The sequence below is a fragment of the Streptomyces sp. CNT360 genome (assembly GCF_000424785.1).
The window spans coordinates 692297-710513 of sequence record NZ_AUKO01000001.1; the positions used below are offsets into that span (position 1 = coordinate 692297).

An 18217-nucleotide genomic window follows, 5' to 3' on the forward strand; every position below is an offset into this window, starting at 1 on the left:
GGCCACGCCGTGACGTTGGGACGGCTACGACTTGGCGGAGTCCTGCGACGCGGTGGCCTTCGGCGGCTTGAGGGACTTGGCCTCCAGCGCTTCGGCGAGGTGGCCCAACTGGCGGAAGCTCGCCGTCCCGGTGACGACCGTCACGGACTTGCCGTCCTTCGCCGTATGCACCAGCGCGTCGTACCGGGAGCCGGTCCAGCGCGTCCACTTCTCGTCCCCGACGCGCTGCGTCTTCGCGGTCTTCTCGGCGCCCTGCGTGACCTCGTCGAGGTACCGGGAGGGGCGCTCGGGGGCGCTCTGTTCGACCGCCGCGTACTGGTTGTCCGGCGTCATGAAGCCCAGGTGCCAGGCGGCGCCTTCCGGACCGTCGGCGGAGTACCGGACGGAGGTCGCGCGCCAGTCCTTGGACAGCCCCTGCGGTGCGGCGACCGGGTACGGTGCGGCGCGCCGTGCGGAGGCCAGTTCCACGCGGTAGCCGACGGTCTTGACCGGGTCCTTCGAGTCGTCGTGCGGGACGAACAGGTAGATCACCCCCGCGGCGAGCACGATCACCGCGAGCGAGAGCACCATGTCGCGGGCGGTCTGAGCACCGCGCTTCTTGTCTGCTGCCACGCCCCCATCGTCCCTTATGCCGGTGGGCGATCACCGTGAGGGGGCGCCGAGGAGGACCGGCGACCGGACGCGGGACGGTGCGGGCGGCGCCGCGCGGAGCCTGCTCATCCGTGGGCGCCCCTGCTCAGCCTGCGGCCGACCGGTAAAATCCTGCCCACCCTCGCCGAATCGGCACAGCTCACGTCGCCGCAGTGGCCGCCGTTCAGAGTCGCCGTACAGAAAGGTGTGTTCCATGACCGAACACCACCACCTGCCCTCGCAGCTCGAAGTCAGCCCGGAGGCGCCGGACCGCAACCTCGCGCTGGAGCTCGTACGGGTGACCGAGGCGGGCGCCATGGCCTCGGGCCGCTGGGTCGGCAAGGGCGACAAGAACGGAGCGGACGGCGCGGCCGTCAAGGCCATGCGCACCCTCGTCTCGACGGTCTCCATGAACGGCATCGTGGTGATCGGCGAGGGCGAGAAGGACGAGGCGCCGATGCTCTACAACGGGGAGCGCGTGGGGGACGGTACGGGCGCCGAGTGCGACGTCGCCGTCGACCCGGTGGACGGCACGACGCTCACCGCCAAGGGCATGGGCAACGCCGTCTCGGTGCTGGCGGTGGCCGAGCGCGGGGCGATGTTCGACCCGAGCGCGGTCTTCTACATGGACAAGCTGGTGACCGGGCCGGAGGCGGCCGAGTTCGTGGACATCACGGCTCCGCCCGGCGTCAACATCCGCCGGATCGCCAAGGCCAAGGGCTGCGGGGTGGAGGACGTGACCGTCGTGGTGCTCGACCGGCCGCGCCACGAGGACCTCGTCCGGCAGATCCGCGAGGCGGGCGCCCGCATCAAGTTCATCGCGGACGGCGACGTGGCAGGCGCGGTGATGACGGTGCGCGAGGAGACCGGCGTCGACCTGCTGCTGGGCGTCGGCGGCACCCCGGAAGGCATCATCGCGGCCTGTGCGATCAAGTGCCTCGGCGGGACGATACAGGGCAAGTTGTGGCCCAAGGACGACGAGGAGCGGCAGCGGGCCCTGGACGCGGGGCACGACCTGGACAGGGTGCTGCTGACCGAGGATCTGGTGCAGGGCGAGAACGTCTTCTTCGTCGCCACCGGCATCACGGACGGCGATCTGCTGCGGGGCGTGCACTACCGGGGCGAGCGCGCCTTCACGCAGTCCCTGGTGATGCGGTCGAAGTCGGGGACGATCCGGCAGATCGAGTCCGTGCACCGGCTCTCGAAGCTGCGCGCCTACAGCGCGGTCGACTTCGACCGGGCACGCTGAGGTCCCCCGGAGCGCAGCGACCCGGCCGGATGCGAGCCGATCCGGCCGGGCACGTCCCTTTGGACCTGTCCTCCTGGACCTGTCCCGGTAGGGGCGTCGGGTGCCCTCCCGCCGGGACGGCGCGGCGTCAGGCGATGTGCGGGACCTGGGCGGGAGCCTCCGGCGAGGCGGGCGCCTTGGCACGGCGGCGGCGGGAGAGGACGACGCGGCGCTCGGCGGCGGTGAGCCCGCCCCAGACGCCGTACGGCTCGGGCATCAGCAGGGCGTGTTCGCGGCACTCGACCAGGACGGGACAGCGGGCGCAGACGCGTTTTGCCGCCTGTTCGCGGGTCAGCCGGGCGGCGGTGGGCTCCTTCGAGGGGGCGAAGAAGAGGCCCGCCTCGTCCCGGCGGCAGACGGCGTCCCCATGCCAGGGGCCGGCTTGGTCATCTCGCTCAGGCGTTCGCTGGGCGGGGACGGTGACGGCGGCCTGCAGGGACTGATGCGGCGTGTGCAGCACGGTCTGCTCCTGACGCGACGACGGAGGTTCGGTCTCCTTCACCCGTCTTTCTCCGCACGGCAGTCCGCGGGTCCCCCACCGGCTCGCCGGAGCCGGTCCGCAGTCTGACCGTACGAAAGACGATGCCCGAGCCCTACCCGCTGTACGCGCCGGTATGCATTGCGTGGCCCCGCGTGCACCCCGGGGCGCACGCTCCCCGGCGCACCCTCAACGGCGGCTCACGCCGGAGCCCTTCAGCCCTCGGAAGAGGGCGACTCCGCCCCTCCCGGCAGAAGCCCCCGGCCCCTTCGGGGAAACGTCACCGGCGCTCACGAGACGGCCCACGACCGGCCCACGACCGCGCGCGTACCGCCCCGCAGCAGCCCGCCCGTAGGCGTCACAGCTCCTTGCGGAACCGGTCCCGGAGGTTCTGGACCGCACGGCCGCGCTTCGGCTTCGCGTCGACGCCGCCGAAGATCGCCGCCCCCTCGACCAGGACGGTGGGCGCTCCCGGGTCCGAGGACTCGGTGACCTGGACGTCGAAGCCACCGAAGATGCCCGCGCCCTTCTGCTGGAGGGTGACGTTCTCCGGGACGCGGATCTCGATTCCCCCGAAGATCGCAGTGGCGTTGATCTGCACATGCGGGTGCTCGAACAGCGCCTCGGTCAGGTCGATCTCGATGCCGCCGAAGAGGGCGAACGCGTTGATCTTGCGCGGCACCCGCCAGCGCCCCTTGCGGCCGGAGCCGCTGAAGATCGCGACCAGGTTCTCCTTGGGCCCCCAGCCGGGCACCCCGTGCGCGGAGGTGTGCGAGGCGGAGAAGTTGGCGAACGCCGAGGCGTGGGAGCCGCCCTGCCGGTCCTGCGGATCCTCACCGGACGCCGCCCCCGCGGTGGCGCGGCCCGCGGGCAGGTCACGGACGAGGGGCTCCAGCTCGCCCAACGTCTTGGCCGCGTAGACGGCTTCGACCCGCTCGCCGTGCTCCTCCGCGTCCAGCCGGCCCTCGGCCAGGGCCTCCCGGAGGATGTCGGCGACGCGGTCCCGGTCGGCGTCGGAGGCCCGCACCTCACGCTCGGAGAGCGCGGGAGCCGGAGCCGCGGGGGCGGCCGACGCCGCGGGGGCCGGCGGGCGCCCGTCGTCGGGCTGCTTTTCGAGCGAGGGGCGCGAAGAGTCGTCAGTCACCCGTGCAGGGTACCCAGACGCGATAGATCGCGACTACCCCCGCACGGACCTCTTGCGGTCTCGTTCTACGCTGTGAGACGCGCTCCCATCGTCGAGAGCCACGGCACACCCCTCGCAGCGATCACGCGGCCCTCCCGCGGCCACCTCGCGGCGCTCGCGCGGGAGGCCGTGAGTGTGTGAGAGGAAGAGTCCCCAGTATGTCTGCCAGCTCCCGACCGGCCAGCCCGGAGTTCTCCTACACGGACCTGCTCCCCACCGGTGCGGACCCCACGCCCTACCGCCTGATCACCAGCGAGGGCGTCAGCACCTTCGAGGCGGACGGGCGCACCTTCCTCAAGGTCGAGCCGGAGGCGCTGCGCAAGCTGGCGGCCGAGGCGATCCACGACATCCAGCACTATCTGCGCCCCGAGCACCTCGCGCAGTTGCGCCGCATCCTCGACGACCCCGAGGCCGGCGCCAACGACCGCTTCGTCGCCCTCGACCTGCTCAAGAACGCCAACATCGCCGCGGCCGGCGTGCTGCCGATGTGCCAGGACACCGGCACGGCCATCGTCATGGGCAAGCGCGGCCAGCAGGTACTGACGGCGGGCGGCGACGAGGAGTCCCTCTCACGCGGCATCCACGACGCCTACACCCAGCTCAATCTGCGCTACTCCCAGATGGCTCCGCTGACCATGTGGGAGGAGAAGAACACCGGCACCAACCTGCCGGCGCAGATCGAGCTGTACGCCACCGACGGTGACGCCTACAAGTTCCTGTTCATGGCCAAGGGCGGCGGCAGCGCGAACAAGTCGTTCCTGTACCAGGAGACGAAGGCGGTGCTGAACGAGGCCTCCATGATGAAGTTCTTGGAGGAGAAGATCCGCTCGCTGGGTACCGCCGCCTGCCCGCCGTACCACCTGGCGATCGTCGTCGGCGGCACCAGTGCCGAGTACGCGCTCAAGACCGCCAAGTACGCCTCCGCGCACTACCTGGACGAGCTGCCCACCGAGGGCTCCCCCTCCGGCCACGGGTTCCGGGACACGGAGCTGGAGGAGAAGGTCTTCGAACTGACGCAGAAGATCGGGATCGGCGCGCAGTTCGGCGGCAAGTACTTCTGCCACGACGTGCGCGTGGTGCGGCTGCCCCGGCACGGCGCCTCCTGCCCGGTCGCCCTCGCGGTCTCCTGCTCGGCCGACCGGCAGGCCAAGGCGAAGATCACCGCCGAGGGCGTCTTCCTGGAGCAGCTGGAGACCGACCCGGCGCGCTTCCTTCCGGAGGCCACGGACGCCCAGCTCACCGAGGGTGCGGGCGCGGACCTGGACGCGGTCGGCGTCGACCTGTCGCGCCCCATGGACGAGATCCTGGCCGAGCTGTCCCAGCACCCGGTCAAGACCCGCCTGTCGCTGACCGGCACCCTCGTGGTCGCCCGGGACATCGCCCACGCCAAGATCAAGGAGCGGCTGGACGCGGGCGAGGAGATCCCGCAGTACCTCAAGGACCACCCCGTCTACTACGCGGGCCCCGCCAAGACCCCGGAGGGGTACGCCTCCGGCTCCTTCGGTCCGACCACGGCGGGGCGTATGGACGCCTACGTCGAGCAGTTCCAGGCCGCGGGCGGCTCGAAGGTGATGCTCGCCAAGGGCAACCGCAGCAAGCAGGTCACCGACGCGTGTGCGCAGCACGGCGGCTTCTACCTCGGCTCCATCGGCGGCCCCGCCGCCCGGCTCGCCCAGGACTGCATCAAGAAGGTGGAGGTCCTGGAGTACGAGGAGCTGGGCATGGAGGCCGTCTGGCGGATCGAGGTCGAGGACTTCCCGGCGTTCATCGTCGTGGACGACAAGGGCAACGACTTCTTCGCGGACCCGGCCCCCGAGCAGCCGTTCGTCGCCTCGATCCCGGTGCGCCAGGGCTCCTGACGCCACGCCCCCGGCCCCCGCCTCCTTCCGTCCCCGGTCCCTCCCGTCCGTCCCCGCTCTCCCCACCGCCCTTCCCCGCTCTCCGCGCCGCCGCGCGCGGGTTTTCGCGCCGGCTTCGGGGATGTCGGGCGGGGAATGCGGGCACCCGTGCGGAACGCTGTGCGGAGTGGAGGTGCAGGAATGAGCGACAGCGCGGAGTACCGTACGGAGCACGACTCGATGGGCGAGGTGCAGGTCCCTGCGCACGCCAAGTGGCGGGCGCAGACCCAGCGGGCCGTGCAGAACTTCCCCGTCAGCGGGCAGCGGCTGGAGCGGGCGCACATCGAGGCGCTGGCCCGCATCAAGGCGGCCGCCGCCGTGGTGAACGCCCGGCTCGGGGTGCTGGACGAGCAGCGGGCCGAGGCGATCGGTGCGGCGGCCGGGGAGGTGGCCCGCGGCGACTGGGACGCGCACTTCCCGGTGGACGTCTTCCAGACCGGCTCGGGCACCTCCTCGAACATGAACATGAACGAGGTGCTGGCCACGCTGGCCACCGAACGGCTCGACGGCACCTCCGTGCACCCCAACGACCACGTCAACGCCAGCCAGTCGTCCAACGACGTCTTCCCCTCCTCGCTCCACATCGCCGCCACGGCCGCGGTGACGGCCGACCTGATCCCGGCGCTGGAACACCTGGCCGCGTCCCTGGAGGCCAAGGCGCGCGAGTTCTCGGACGTCGTGAAGTCGGGCCGCACCCACTTGATGGACGCGACGCCCGTCACGCTCGGGCAGGAGTTCGGGGGCTACGCGGCGCAGATGCGGTACGGCGTGGAGCGGCTGCGCGGCTCCCTGCCCCGGCTCGCCGAGCTGCCGCTGGGCGGTACGGCGGTGGGCACGGGCATCAACACGCCGCCTGGGTTCGCGGCCGCGGTCATCGAGGAGGTCGCGCGCACCACGGGGCTGCCGCTGACCGAGGCCCGCGACCACTTCGAGGCGCAGGGCGCCCGGGACGCACTGGTGGAGACCTCCGGGCAGGTGCGCACCGTCGCAGTGGGCCTCACGAAGATCTGCAACGACCTGCGCTGGATGTCCTCGGGGCCGCGCACCGGGCTGGCCGAGATCGCGCTGCCCGACCTCCAGCCGGGTTCGTCGATCATGCCGGGGAAGGTCAACCCGGTGATCCCCGAGGCCGTCCTGATGGTCGCGGCGCAGGTGACGGGGAACGACGCGACGGTCGCGGCAGCGGGTGCCGCGGGCAACTTCGAGCTGAACGTGATGCTCCCCGTCCTCGCGAAGAACCTGCTGGAGTCGGTGCGGCTGCTGAGCAACGCCTCGCGGCTGCTGGCCGATCGCACGGTGGACGGCATCACCGCGAACGCGGAGCGGGCACGGGAGTACGCGGAGTCCTCGCCTTCGGTCGTCACCCCGCTCAACAAGTACATCGGTTACGAGAACGCGGCGGCCGTCGCGAAGAAGGCGCTGTCCGAACGGCTGACCATCCGCGAGGCGGTGCTGCGCGGCGGCTACGTGGAGCGCGGCGAACTGACCGAGGAGCAGCTCGACGAGGCGCTGGACGTCCTGCGGATGACCCACCCCTGAACCGTCCGGCGAGCGGGCCGCCCCGCGCCCTCCCCGCACCCCCGCCCACCCGGGTGCTGCGGCGCAGCTCACGGCGGGGCGGCGGGGCGGGCACCTAAGATCTCGTCATGACAGCGGAACAGACGTCGACGACGGAGCGCTGGCCCGCAGGGACCCCGATCCTGTGGCGCTACCGTGCCAACGGCGCCGCGCACCACCACATCTGCCGCCCCGTCACCGTCGTGCAGGACACCCCCGACCTGCTGGCTGCCTGGATGGCGCCCGACACGCTCTGTGTGCGCCCCGAACTGGCGGACGGTACCCCGCTGCACCGCGAGCCGCTGGCCACCCGCTACACCAAGCCCCGCCGGGCCGCCTTCACCCGCTGGTTCGGCATGGGGGTGCTCAAGCTGGCCCGGCCCGGGGAGCCGTGGTCGGTGTGGCTGTTCTGGGACCGCGGGTGGCGGTTCAAGAACTACTACGTGAACCTGGAGGAGCCCCGGCTGCGCTGGCCGGGTGGCGTGGACTCCGAGGACCACTTCCTGGACATCGAGGTGCGCCCCGACGGACGCTGGGAGTGGCGGGACGAGGACGAGTTCGCCGAGGCTCAGCGGGTGGGGCTGATGGACGCCGCCCAGGCCGAACGGGTGCGCGAGGCCGGGCGGCAGGCGGTGGCTGCGGTCCGCGCCTGGGGCTTCCCCTTCGCGGACCGCTGGGACCGGTGGCGGCCCGACCCGGCGTGGCCGGTGCCCCCGTTGCCCGAGGACTGGGACCGGCCGCCGTTCGAGACGTGCCCGGACCGACCTGACGGTGCCTCTTGATACGCCCCCATACTGCAAACGTAGGATCAACCTCCGTACGAAATGCGCCGCACAACTCTCCGCACCCCCCGGGGACTTGGCCGGCAGCCAGGAAGGAGCCCAGCCGTGAGCAGCTCTGCGGGTCTTGGGGCTGGCGGGACAGCCGGGCCAGGTGTCGGGACTTATGCCGCTTTCGACCGTGCCCGGATCGACAGATCCGGTCAGTCCGAGGCGTTCGACTCCATCGGTGACCGCTACGACGAGGCCTTCCCTCACAAGGAGGGCCAGATCGCTGCGGCCGCCTGGCTCGACGGCGAGCTGCCGCCCGGCTCCCGCGTCCTGGACGTGGGGTGCGGCACCGGACTGCCGACAGCGCGTCAGTTGGCCGACGCGGGACACAAGGTCGTCGGCATCGACCTGTCGCCGTCGATGCTCAAGCTGTGCCGGGACAACGTTCCCGAGAGCGAGTGCCGCAAACTGGACATCGCGGACCTGGAGACGTCCGACCTGGGCCCGTTCGACGGCGTCGCGGCCTTCTTCTCGCTGCTGATGCTCCCCCGGACCGAGATCCCCTTCGCACTGCGGACGCTGCACCGGCAACTGCGGGGCGACGGGCCCCTGGTCCTGGGCATGGTGGAAGCGGATGTGAACGATTACGCCATTCCGTTCCTGGGCAACGCGATCCGGGTATCCGGCTACCTGCGGGACGAGTTGCGCGCGGTGGTCCAGGACGCGGGATTCGACGTCGTGGAGGAGGACGCACGCGCGTACGCTCCTGCGAGCACGGACATACCGCCTGAGATTCAGCTCTTCCTGCACTGCCGACGACGCCCATAGACCGTGGACCGCGAGCACCTGGCGCTGGGCGTGCGCCGACGCGCAGCCCCGGATGGATGGAAACCGAACGCGTGACGGAGCACGAGAAGCCTGCGGCGAGCAGCACCGCCGAGCCGACGCCCGAGCCCCCGGACCCCGCGAGCGCACCGGCCTCGCCGGAGGGGGCCCCTGCCGGCGAGGCCGGTGCCGCCGCCCCCGGAGGGTCCCCCACCGCCTCCGGTGACGAGACATCGGCCCCGCACGGCCGCGACACCGTCCCCCTGCAGCCGCGGGCGCACCCGCCGCAGCCCGCCGGCACCGACCGGCCCAACGGCACGGACCGCAGCGAGCGTTCCGAGCGGGAGCGGCGGGGCGGGGACCGGCTGCGGTTCGTGGGGGCCGCGACGCGTCGCATCGCCCGCGGCGTGGACCTCGACGAGACCGTGCTGGGCCTGTGCCGGGCGAGCGTGCCCGCCTACTCGGACGCGATCCTCGTCTACCTGCGCGACCCGCTGCCGGTGGGCGACGAGCGCCCTACCGGCCCCTTCATGCTGCGGCTGCGGCGCAGCGACCGCATCCCCGACGATCCGCTGACCGCCCAGGCTCTGCAGGCCACGCAGACGCTCGTGCCGCCGCCCGCGGCGGAGGCCGGCGCCGGGGCACACCCGGCGCCGCAGCCCGGCACGGGGCTCGCCTTCGGGATGGCCTCCGGCATGGCGGCCGGCGCGGCGGGCACGGCGGCGGCCCATCTCGCCGAGGTGCGCCCCGGCGGGCCGCTGGCCGAGGTACTGCGCGGCGTACGCCCCGTCTTCGCCGACTCGCCCGCGGTCAGCGCGGCGCTGTCCGAACTGCTGGGCCCCGACCGGGAGGTGCCCACGGGGAACCGAGCCATCGTGGCCCCGCTGCGGGGCCGCCGCAGAGTGATCGGCGCCGCGGTCTTCCTGCGCCGCCCCGACCGCCCCGCGTTCGAGCCGGACGACCTGCTCATCGCGGCGCAGCTCGCCACCCACACGGCCCTCGGCGTCGACAAGGCGGTGCTCTACGGGCGCGAGGCCTACATCGCCGACGAGCTCCAGCGCACCATGCTCCCCGACGAGTTGCCGCAGCCCACCGGCGTCCAGCTCGCCAGCCGCTACCTGCCGGCCGCCGAGACGGCGCGGGTCGGCGGCGACTGGTACGACGCCATCCCGCTGCCGGGCTCCCGCGTGGCGCTGGTCGTCGGTGACGTGATGGGCCACTCCATGACCTCCGCCGCGATCATGGGGCAGCTCCGCACGACCGCGCAGACCCTGGCCGGTCTCGACCTGCCGCCGCAGGAGGTGCTGCACCACCTGGACGAGCAGGCCCAGCGGCTGGGCAGCGACCGCATGGCCACCTGTCTGTACGCCGTCTACGACCCGGTGGCGCACCGCATCGTCGTCGCGAACGCGGGCCACCCGCCGCCGGTGATGCTCCACCGGGGCGGCCGCGCCGAGGTGCTGCGGATACCGGCGGGGGCGCCGATCGGTGTGGGCGGTGTCGACTTCGAGGCCGTCGAGCTGGACGCTCCGGCGGGGGCGACGCTGCTGCTGTACACCGATGGGCTCGTCGAGTCCCGGCAGCGGGACGTGTGGACCGGAATCGAGCACCTGCGCGAGAAGCTGGCCGCCACCGCGCGGCTGACCCGCCCCGGTGCGGCCGCGCCGCTGGAGCCGCTGTGCGACGAGGTGCTGGACATCGTCGGACCCGGCGACCGGGACGACGACATCGCGCTGCTGGCCGCCCGGTTCGACGGCATCGCGCCGAGCGACGTGGCGTACTGGTTCCTCGACCCGCGCGCCCAGACCGCGCGCCAGGCGCGACGGCTGGCCCGCCGCGCGCTCGCCCGCTGGGGCCTCGACGAGCTGTCCGACGCGGTCGAGCTGCTGGTCAGCGAGATCGTCACCAACGCGGTGCGGTATGCCGAACGTCCCATCACCCTGCGGCTGCTGCGGACCGACATGCTGCGCTGCGAGGTCGGTGACGACGTTCCGCAGTTGCCGCGGCTCCGCCAGGCCCGCGCCACCGACGAGGGCGGCCGCGGACTGTATCTGGTCAACCGGCTGGCCCGCCGGTGGGGGGCCACGCGCCTGTCGACCGGCAAGGTGGTGTGGTTCGAGCTGCCCGTCCCCGAGCCGGTGGAGCCCGACCCGGAGCTGTGACGTTCCCGCCGGGACGGCCCCTGCCACCGGGCCGGAGACGGCAGACGAAACGGCCCGCACCGACCCCGACGGGCCGCCCCGTGCGGGGCGGACGCATCGTTGCCGGGTGCGGGCCGACGGCCTCCGGGGTCAGGCGTCCAGCTGGGACTCCGCGTCGAGGGTGGTGGCGACGGCCTGGACGACGGCGGCGATCTTGAACGCCTCCTGGATCGTCTCGCGGTCCACACCCGCCTTGCGCAGCACCTGCTCGTGCGAGTCGAGGCACTGCCCGCAGCCGTTGATCGCTGAGACGGCGAGCGACCACAGCTCGAAGTCGGTCTTCTCGACACCGGGGTTGCCGATGACGTTCATCCGCAGCCCGGCACGGAGCGTCCCGTACTCCGGGTCCGACAGCAGGTGCCGGGTGCGGTAGAAGACGTTGTTCATCGCCATGACGGCGGCGGCCGCCTTCGCGGCGGTGTAGGCCGTCTCGCTCAGGTTCTCCTTGGCCTCCGGCTCCAGCGCCCGCAGCACGATGCCGGAGCGGGAGGCGATGGCGCAGGCCAGCGCGGTGCCCCAGAGCTGCTGCGGGGGCAGCTCGGAGTTGCCTATGACGGAGCCGAGGTTCAGCTTCAGGTCCTTCGCGTAGTCCGGAAGGGCCTGCTTCAGGTCATCGAGGGCCATGGCTGCTCACTCACCCGCCAGCAGCTTGACCGGGTCGAGAGTCTCCTCGCCCTGGGTCCAGTTGCAGGGGCACAGCTCGTCGGTCTGCAGCGCGTCGAGGACCCGCAGGACCTCCTTGGGGTTACGGCCGACCGAGCCGGCGGTCACCATCGTGAACTGGATCTCGTTGTTCTGGTCCACGATGAAGACGGCGCGCTGCGCGAAGCCGTCCTCGCCCTCGATGCCGAGCGCGCGCATCAGCTCGTGCTTGGAGTCGGCCATCATCGGGAAGGGCAGCTCGGTGAGGTCCGGGTGGTCCTTGCGCCAGGCGTGGTGCACGAACTCCGAGTCACCGGAGAAGCCGAGGATCTGGGCGTCGCGGTCGGCGAACTCGTCGTTCAGCTTGCCGAAGGCGGAGATCTCCGTCGGGCAGACGAAGGTGAAGTCCTTGGGCCATGCGAAGACGACCTTCCACTTGCCCTCGTAGGTCTTGTGGTCGATCGTCTCGAACTCCTTGCCCTTCTCCAGGGAGACGCAGGCAGTCAGTTCGAACTCGGGGAACTTGTCACCGACGGTGAGCACGTACACACTCCTTGCACTTGCGGCCAGGATGCCCGGATTACACGCATTCCTGGAGGTTGGTCGAAACCACCTAACCACATGCGGCATTGATCGCGGAAATAGCTACAGTTGGTGTGGTTGATTGGAGTGAGTTATCAGTGACCGCACCGACCGCACCGTCCGACCCCGCGCAGCCCGTGCACCCCGCCCCGGCATCGCCCGCCGCACCCCTGCCGCGCGCGGCCCGCACCAGGCAGCCCACCCTCTCCCAACTGCGGGCTTTCGCCGCGGTGGCCGAGCATCTGCACTTCCGGGAGGCCGCCGCCGCCATCGGCATGAGTCAGCCCGCGCTCTCGGGCGCCGTCGCCGCACTGGAGGAGACGCTGGGGGTCCAGCTGCTGGAGAGGACCACCCGAAAGGTGCTGCTCTCCCCCGCCGGTGAGCGGATGGCGGTGCGCTCGCGTGCCGTGCTGCACGCCCTGGGTGAGCTGATGGAGGAGGCGGAGGCGGCACAGGCGCCCTTCACCGGGGTGCTGCGCCTGGGCGTCATCCCCACGGTCGCCCCGTACCTGCTGCCGACCGTGCTCGGGCTCGTCCACCGGCGTTACCCGGATCTGGACCTCCAGGTGCACGAGGAGCAGACGGACTCGCTGCTGGAGGGACTGGGGCAGGGGCGGCTGGATCTGCTGCTGTGCGCGGTGCCGCTGGCGGCGCCGTGGGTGCGGGAGATACCCCTGTTCGACGAGGACTTCGTACTCGTCGCCCCGCACGATCACCCAGCTGCCGGCCGGAGCGACCTGCCCCGCTCGATGCTGCGCGAGCTGGATCTGCTGCTGCTGGACGAGGGCCACTGCCTGCGCGACCAGGCGCTCGACATCTGCCGCGAGGCGGGGCGCACCGAATCGAGCGGGGTGACGACCAGCGCGGCCGGGCTCTCCACCCTGGTGCAGTTGGTGGCCGGCGGCATGGGCGTCACGCTGCTGCCGCAGACTGCGGTCCGGGTGGAGGCGGGACGCAACGAGGCGCTGCGTACCGCCTTCTTCGCCGACCCGGCACCGTCCCGGCGGATCGCGCTGGCGACCCGGGAGGGCGCCGCACGGGAGGAGGAGTTCCGCGCGTTCGGAGACGCCCTGCGGGCCGCACTCGCCGAGCTGCCGGTCCGCCCCGCACTGCCCTGACGCCGCGCAGCCGGGCCGCCGTTCGATGACGGAGCCCGGCCTGGTCCTCACTCCTCGCGCGCCGGGCGGCCGCGCCGGGGGTGCGGTCGGGCCTCCGTGGGCATCCGGCCCGCCTCCTTGAGGGCTCGGCGCAGGAGGTAGTCGATCTGCGCGTTGGTGGAGCGCAGTTCGTCTCCGGCCCAGCGGGCGAGCGCGTCGTACACCGCGGGGTCGAGCCGCAGCAGCACCTGCTTGCGCTGCCGCGACACCCTCCTCGCGGGCGGCGCCCCCGGGGTGCCGGACGCCGCCTCGGGACCGTCTCCCGAGGCGGCGCTCTCACCGTGGTCCGTCACTGGTAGAGCGACCCGGTGTTGAGCACGGGCTGCGGGGAGCGGTCGCCGCACAGGACGACCAGCAGATTGCTGACCATGCTGGCCCGGCGCTCCTCGTCCAGCTCCACGAAGTCCTGCGCCGTGATCCGGGCCAGGGCGTCCTCGACCATGCCGCAGGCGCCTTCCACGATCTTCTGACGGGCCGCGACCACCGCACCGGCCTGCTGCCGCTGGAGCATGGCGGAGGCGATCTCGGGCGCGTAGGCGAGGTGGGTGAAGCGGGACTCGACGATGGTCACACCCGCGGCCTGCACCCGCACCGTCAGCTCGGCGGCCAGCTTCTCGGTGATCTCCTCCGCGTTGCCGCGCAGGGAGAGGCCGGACTCGTCGTGCGCGTCGTAGGGGTACTCGATGGCGATGTGGCGGACGGCCGCCTCGGTCTGGGTGGAGACGAACTCGACGTAGTCGTCCACCGAGAAGGTGGCCTGCGCGGTGTCGCGGACCTGCCAGACGACGACCGCCGCCAGCTCGATCGGGTTGCCGTAGGCGTCGTTGACCTTCAGCACCGCCGTCTCGTGGTTGCGCACCCGGGTGGAGATCTTGGTGCGGCTGGTCAGCGGGTTGACCCAGCGCAGGCCGTCCGCACGGATGGTGCCGGTGTACCGGCCGAAGAGCTGGACGACACGGGCCTCGCCGGGCGCCACCATGTTCAGCCCCGCCATCCCGAAGACGGACGCGATCACCAGCAGGATGCCGACGACGATCAGGGTCCCGCCCGCCACCCCGTTGCCGTCCGAGGCGAACCCGCCGCCCAGGACGACCGCCCCGACGCCGAGCAGGAAGCCGATCAGTCCCAGCAGCAGGGCGAGCCCGCCCGGAATGCTGTGCGCGGTCGACTCCCGCACCTCCGGCACGGGCATCTCGGGTACGTCGGTGGGCTGGTCGAAGGTCATCGCTCTCCCCCGTTCTGTGCGGTGGTCGGCGCGGGTCAGGTCCATGACCTGCTCTGTGCGCCCTATCAATGTGCTATCACTTTAACGGCTCGGCCCGGTTCGCGCCAGCACCGCGGAGCACAGCCCGACGCGCCGCGCCGCGCACCCACCCTGCGGAGCAACTCCGCCACCCCCCGCTGCGTCCGCTGACACGGGCGGTCGATACTGGACGGTCGGCGCCCCGACCAGCGACAGACGGCCACCGGCACACGACCGCCGCCCGGCCGGCTGTCGCACGCGGCGCCACGAGGGACAGGAAAGGGACGATGGGGCAGGTAGCGGACGAAGAGCTCGCACCGCCCCGTCGCACACCCCCGCCGCCCGGGCCCCGGCGCTCCCTGCGGCGGGCCCGGCGGCAATGGCGCGGTGTCCGGCGGTGGGTGCGGGCGCTGGTGCGGCGCCCCTACTGGGACCCGCCCCACCCCTCGTACGTCGTCAGGCGCTGGCCCGGGCTGACCGCCATGTGGTGCGCGACGCTGTTCTTCTGGCTGTCGCTGACCCCCTCGCTGGTGCCCCGGCCCTGGCTGCTGCAAGGGGTGATCGGCGGGATAACGGCCGCCATGGGGTACGCGATAGGGGCGCTCGTCGAGTGGCCGGTCCGGCTCGCCCTGCGGCCGATGCTGCGCCGCCGGGGCCGCTCCCGCCCACGGCCGCGCCGACGGGCCCGCGCCTGGTTGGCGTACTACGCGCTCAGCACCGTACTGACCATCGCGGCGCTGTCCTGGAGCGCCGACGCACAGCGGCAACTGCGCAGGCTGCAGGAGATGCCGGCGACCCTCACCTGGCACTCCCTGATGATCGCGCTGCTGGCGCTGGTGCTCTGCGGCGCGCTGGTGGCGCTGGGCCGTGCGGTCCGGCTCGGCACCCGCGTGCTGATCCGGCTGCTGGGCCGCTACGTACCGCGGCCGCTGGCGATCGGTGTCGGACTGCTGGTCAGCGCCCTGGTGGTGGTCTTCGGCACCCGGGACGTGGTCTTCGACCGCGGGGTCATCGACGTCGCCGCACACCTGGCCGAGCAGACCGACAAGAGCACCAAGGACGGCATCACGCGCCCCCGCTCACCCCTGGTCTCGGGGAGCGCGGCCTCGCTGGTGGACTGGGACGAGATGGGCTACGAGGGCCGCAACTTCACCGGCTCCTCCCTCACCTCGCAGCAGATCCGCTCGGTCACCGGCAAGTGGGCGATCCAGCCGATCCGGGTCTACATCGGCCAGGAGTCGGCGTCCGGCTTCCGGGCGCGGGCCGATCTGGCGGTGCGGGAGCTGGAGCGTACCGGCGCGTTCGACCGGAGCGTCGTGGCCGTCGCGGGGACGACGGGACGCGGCTGGGTCAACTCCACGGACGCCGAACCCCTGGAGTACATCCACAGCGGCAACACCGCGATCGTGGCCGTGCAGTACTCCTACCTGCCGAGCTGGGCGTCCTTCCTGGTCGACAAGGAGCAGGCCGGGCGCGCCACCCGCGCCCTCGTCGACGCGGTGCGCGCCAGGCTGCAGGAACGGCCCGCCGACGAGCGGCCCGAGCTCGTCGTCTTCGGCGAGTCCCTGGGCGCCTACGGCATCGAGGCCTCGTTCGAAGGCCCGGACGACATGCTCGACAAGGTGGACGGCGCGGTACTGGCCGGCTCGCCGAACTTCTCCCCCATCCGCCGGCAGCTGACCGCGCACCGCGACCCCGGAAGCCCCGTGTGGCGGCCCGAGTACGAGCACGGGCGGCACTTCCGGTTCGCCCAGTGGCCCCGCAAGGACCTCGCCCGGCCGGGCCCGGTGTCGTCCTGGAAGGAGCCGCGCGTGGTCTATCTGCAGAACGCCTCGGACGCCATCGTGTGGTGGTCGCCCGGCCTCGCGCTGAACCCGCCGCGCTGGCTGCGGAAACCGCTGGGGCCCGACATCACGGACGCGGTCAACTGGTTCCCGCTGGTCACCTTCTGGCAGACGACGGTGGACATGGCCGTCTCCTACGGCGTCGGCGCCCCGCACGGCCACCGGTACGGCAACGGCTCGGTCGAGGCGTGGGCCGCCGTCGCACCGTCCGAGGGGTGGACGGACGCGGACACCAGGAGGCTGCGCCGGTTCATGGACCTGCGCGAAGCCCCGTACTGACGCCTGCGCGGCCTTCGGCCGACGGCCGCGCTGCGTCCTTCGGCCGACAGCCGGGCCCCTCCTACATCTCGGGCCCCTCCTACTTCTCGGAGCCGCTGCCCGGCGCCTCCGGCCGGCCGGAACCGGGAGCGGCGCCCTCGTCGGGTTCTGCCGGAGCCGTGGGCTGCGGGGCGGCGTCCCGCAGTTGACGGAGCGCCTGTTCCTGCGCGTACCCCTTCAGGTAGCCGACGACCGTGTTGCTGACGGCGACCAGCGGAACCGCCACCACGGCGCCGGGGACGCCCGCGATCAGGCTGCCGCCGGTCACGCCCAGGACGACGGCGAGCGGATGGACGCGCACCAGACGGCCGAGGATGAAGGGCTGCAGGATGTGGCTCTCGATCTGCTGGACGGCCAGGACGACGCACAGGGCGAGCAGTGCCGTGAAGATGCCGTCGGTCACCAGGGCGACGACGACGGCGAGGGCACCGGAGACGACGGCACCGATGATGGGAATGAAGGCGAAGAGGAAGATGAAGACGGCGAGCGGCACCGCCATCGGCACGTTGAGGAAGTACAGCCCGATGCCGATGAAGATCGCGTCGATGAGGGCGACGATCACCGTGCCGCGCACATATCCCGTCAGCGTGGCCCAGGCCCGGGGGCCGGCACCCGCCACGCCCTCGCGCGCCGCCGAGGGCACGAACTTGAGCACCCACTCCCAGATGCGGCGCCCGTCGTAGAGCAGGAAGAGCGTCACGAACATCGTCAGCAGCGCACCGGAGAGGAACTCGACGACGACGGTCACACCCTCGATGCCCGCCGAGGTCAGCTCCTTGCTGTTGTCGCCGACCCAGTCACTGAGGTTCTGGGCGATGTGGTTGATCTGGTCCTCGGAGACGTGGAACGGGCCGTTGAGCGCCCAGTCACGCAGCTCCTGGATACCGGCCTGCACCTTGTCGGTGAGGGTGTCCAGGTTCTCCATCACCTGCCACACCACGAACCAGCCGACCAGCCCCATGACGACGAACCCGCCGATGAAGGTGATCGCGGTGGCCAGACCGCGCCCGAGCCCTATCCGGCGCAGCCGCGCGACGGTGGGCTGGAGCAGCGCGGTGATGAGCAGCCCCGCGGAGAAGGCGATGATCACCAGGCTGATCGTGCTGACGACCTTCATCAGCACCCAGACGACACCGGCGAGCACCAGCAGGCGCCACCCCGCCTCGGCGGCGACCCGCACGCCCCACGGCACGGCGGCGGCCGGTTCCGGTTTTGCGGCTATGGCCGGGGCGTACTTGGGGGGCGGTGGAACGTAGTCACTGCCCGCGGCGGTGCCGCCGACCTCCGCCTCCGCCTGGGCGCGGCCGGCCTCGGTGTTGGAGAGCCGGTGGTCGATCCCGTCGTCCGTGCCGGGGGCCGCCTCGGCCGCCTTCTCCACCTCGGCGCGCCGCTCGGCCGCCTTCGCGGCCCACCGGCCGACGGCCGACTTGAGCCTGTCCACTCTGCTCGTCATTCCGCTTCCTCCGCCCCCCTTGGCCGTCGGCGTCGCCGCGGGCCGTCTGCTTCGCCGTGTGAGGGACGACGTTACCCGGACCGCAGGTTGCTTCCGCCACCGGACGCCGGTGGAGGTGCACACACGGATGCCCCCCGTGGCGATCCCT

The 18217-nt window shown here is 72.2% G+C and carries 16 protein-coding genes; 8 read left to right on the top strand and 8 right to left on the bottom strand.

Annotated features, from left to right (window positions below):
- Positions 1-24: 24 nt before the first annotated feature.
- The gene (locus tag H297_RS0102995; protein WP_027735842.1) at positions 25-612 is read right to left on the bottom strand and encodes a DUF4245 domain-containing protein; all 588 of its coding nucleotides are present in this window, start codon (positions 610-612) and stop codon (positions 25-27) included.
- A 232-nt stretch (positions 613-844) separates the two neighbouring features.
- On the opposite strand from H297_RS0102995, the gene glpX reads away from it, so the two are divergent.
- A complete protein-coding gene (glpX, locus tag H297_RS0103000; protein ID WP_027735843.1) occupies positions 845-1879 on the top strand; it encodes a class II fructose-bisphosphatase in 1035 nt (344 codons plus the stop codon).
- Positions 1880-2006: 127 nt separating this feature from the next.
- Here the strand turns inward: glpX and H297_RS0103005 are convergent, their stop codons facing one another.
- A complete protein-coding gene (locus H297_RS0103005) occupies positions 2007-2378 on the bottom strand; it encodes a WhiB family transcriptional regulator (protein WP_027735844.1) in 372 nt (123 codons plus the stop codon).
- Positions 2379-2754: 376 nt separating this feature from the next.
- The gene (locus H297_RS0103010; RefSeq protein ID WP_027735845.1) at positions 2755-3540 is read right to left on the bottom strand and encodes a DUF1707 and DUF2154 domain-containing protein; all 786 of its coding nucleotides are present in this window, start codon (positions 3538-3540) and stop codon (positions 2755-2757) included.
- Between the two features lie 197 nt (positions 3541-3737).
- On the opposite strand from H297_RS0103010, the gene H297_RS0103015 reads away from it, so the two are divergent.
- The 5 genes from H297_RS0103015 to H297_RS0103035 all read left to right on the top strand — a co-directional run bounded on the left by H297_RS0103015 (position 3738) and on the right by H297_RS0103035 (position 10791).
- Positions 3738-5438, top strand: coding sequence for a fumarate hydratase (locus H297_RS0103015; protein ID WP_027735846.1), 1701 nt, complete (start codon positions 3738-3740; stop codon positions 5436-5438).
- A gap of 180 nt (positions 5439-5618) precedes the next feature.
- On the top strand, positions 5619-7016 hold the full coding sequence (locus H297_RS0103020; RefSeq protein WP_027735847.1) for a class II fumarate hydratase: 1398 nt from the start codon (positions 5619-5621) through the stop codon (positions 7014-7016).
- 107 nt (positions 7017-7123) lie between these two features.
- Entirely contained in the window at positions 7124-7816 is a 693-nt protein-coding gene (gene fomD / locus H297_RS0103025; RefSeq protein WP_027735848.1) for a cytidylyl-2-hydroxypropylphosphonate hydrolase, read from the top strand.
- Positions 7817-7921: 105 nt separating this feature from the next.
- Positions 7922-8632 carry a methyltransferase domain-containing protein gene (locus H297_RS0103030; RefSeq protein ID WP_027735849.1) on the top strand — a complete coding sequence of 237 codons (711 nt, stop codon included), beginning with the start codon at positions 7922-7924 and terminating at the stop codon, positions 8630-8632.
- A gap of 56 nt (positions 8633-8688) precedes the next feature.
- Positions 8689-10791, top strand: a complete 2103-nt coding sequence (locus H297_RS0103035) for a SpoIIE family protein phosphatase (RefSeq protein WP_027735850.1) — start codon at positions 8689-8691, stop codon at positions 10789-10791.
- A 129-nt stretch (positions 10792-10920) separates the two neighbouring features.
- Here the strand turns inward: H297_RS0103035 and H297_RS0103040 are convergent, their stop codons facing one another.
- On the bottom strand, positions 10921-11454 hold the full coding sequence (locus H297_RS0103040; protein ID WP_027735851.1) for an alkyl hydroperoxide reductase: 534 nt from the start codon (positions 11452-11454) through the stop codon (positions 10921-10923).
- A gap of 6 nt (positions 11455-11460) precedes the next feature.
- Positions 11461-12015, bottom strand: a complete 555-nt coding sequence (locus H297_RS34155; RefSeq protein ID WP_037792819.1) for a peroxiredoxin — start codon at positions 12013-12015, stop codon at positions 11461-11463.
- A gap of 176 nt (positions 12016-12191) precedes the next feature.
- Between H297_RS34155 and H297_RS0103050 the strand changes: the two genes are divergently transcribed.
- Complete coding sequence (locus tag H297_RS0103050; protein WP_078513734.1) at positions 12192-13172, top strand: hydrogen peroxide-inducible genes activator; 981 nt, start codon at positions 12192-12194, stop codon at positions 13170-13172.
- A gap of 47 nt (positions 13173-13219) precedes the next feature.
- Here the strand turns inward: H297_RS0103050 and H297_RS41025 are convergent, their stop codons facing one another.
- Both H297_RS41025 and H297_RS0103060 read right to left on the bottom strand, forming a co-directional pair.
- Positions 13220-13504, bottom strand: coding sequence for a type II toxin-antitoxin system antitoxin (locus H297_RS41025; RefSeq protein ID WP_486589381.1), 285 nt, complete (start codon positions 13502-13504; stop codon positions 13220-13222).
- A complete protein-coding gene (locus H297_RS0103060; protein WP_027735853.1) occupies positions 13501-14436 on the bottom strand; it encodes an SPFH domain-containing protein in 936 nt (311 codons plus the stop codon). Before H297_RS0103060 ends, H297_RS41025 begins: the two co-directional genes overlap by 4 nt.
- 305 nt (positions 14437-14741) lie before the next feature.
- On the opposite strand from H297_RS0103060, the gene H297_RS34165 reads away from it, so the two are divergent.
- Entirely contained in the window at positions 14742-16577 is a 1836-nt protein-coding gene (locus H297_RS34165; protein ID WP_078513688.1) for an alpha/beta-hydrolase family protein, read from the top strand.
- A gap of 79 nt (positions 16578-16656) precedes the next feature.
- Here the strand turns inward: H297_RS34165 and H297_RS34170 are convergent, their stop codons facing one another.
- The gene (locus tag H297_RS34170) at positions 16657-18069 is read right to left on the bottom strand and encodes an AI-2E family transporter (RefSeq protein WP_037792532.1); all 1413 of its coding nucleotides are present in this window, start codon (positions 18067-18069) and stop codon (positions 16657-16659) included.
- Between the last annotated feature and the right edge of the window lie 148 nt (positions 18070-18217).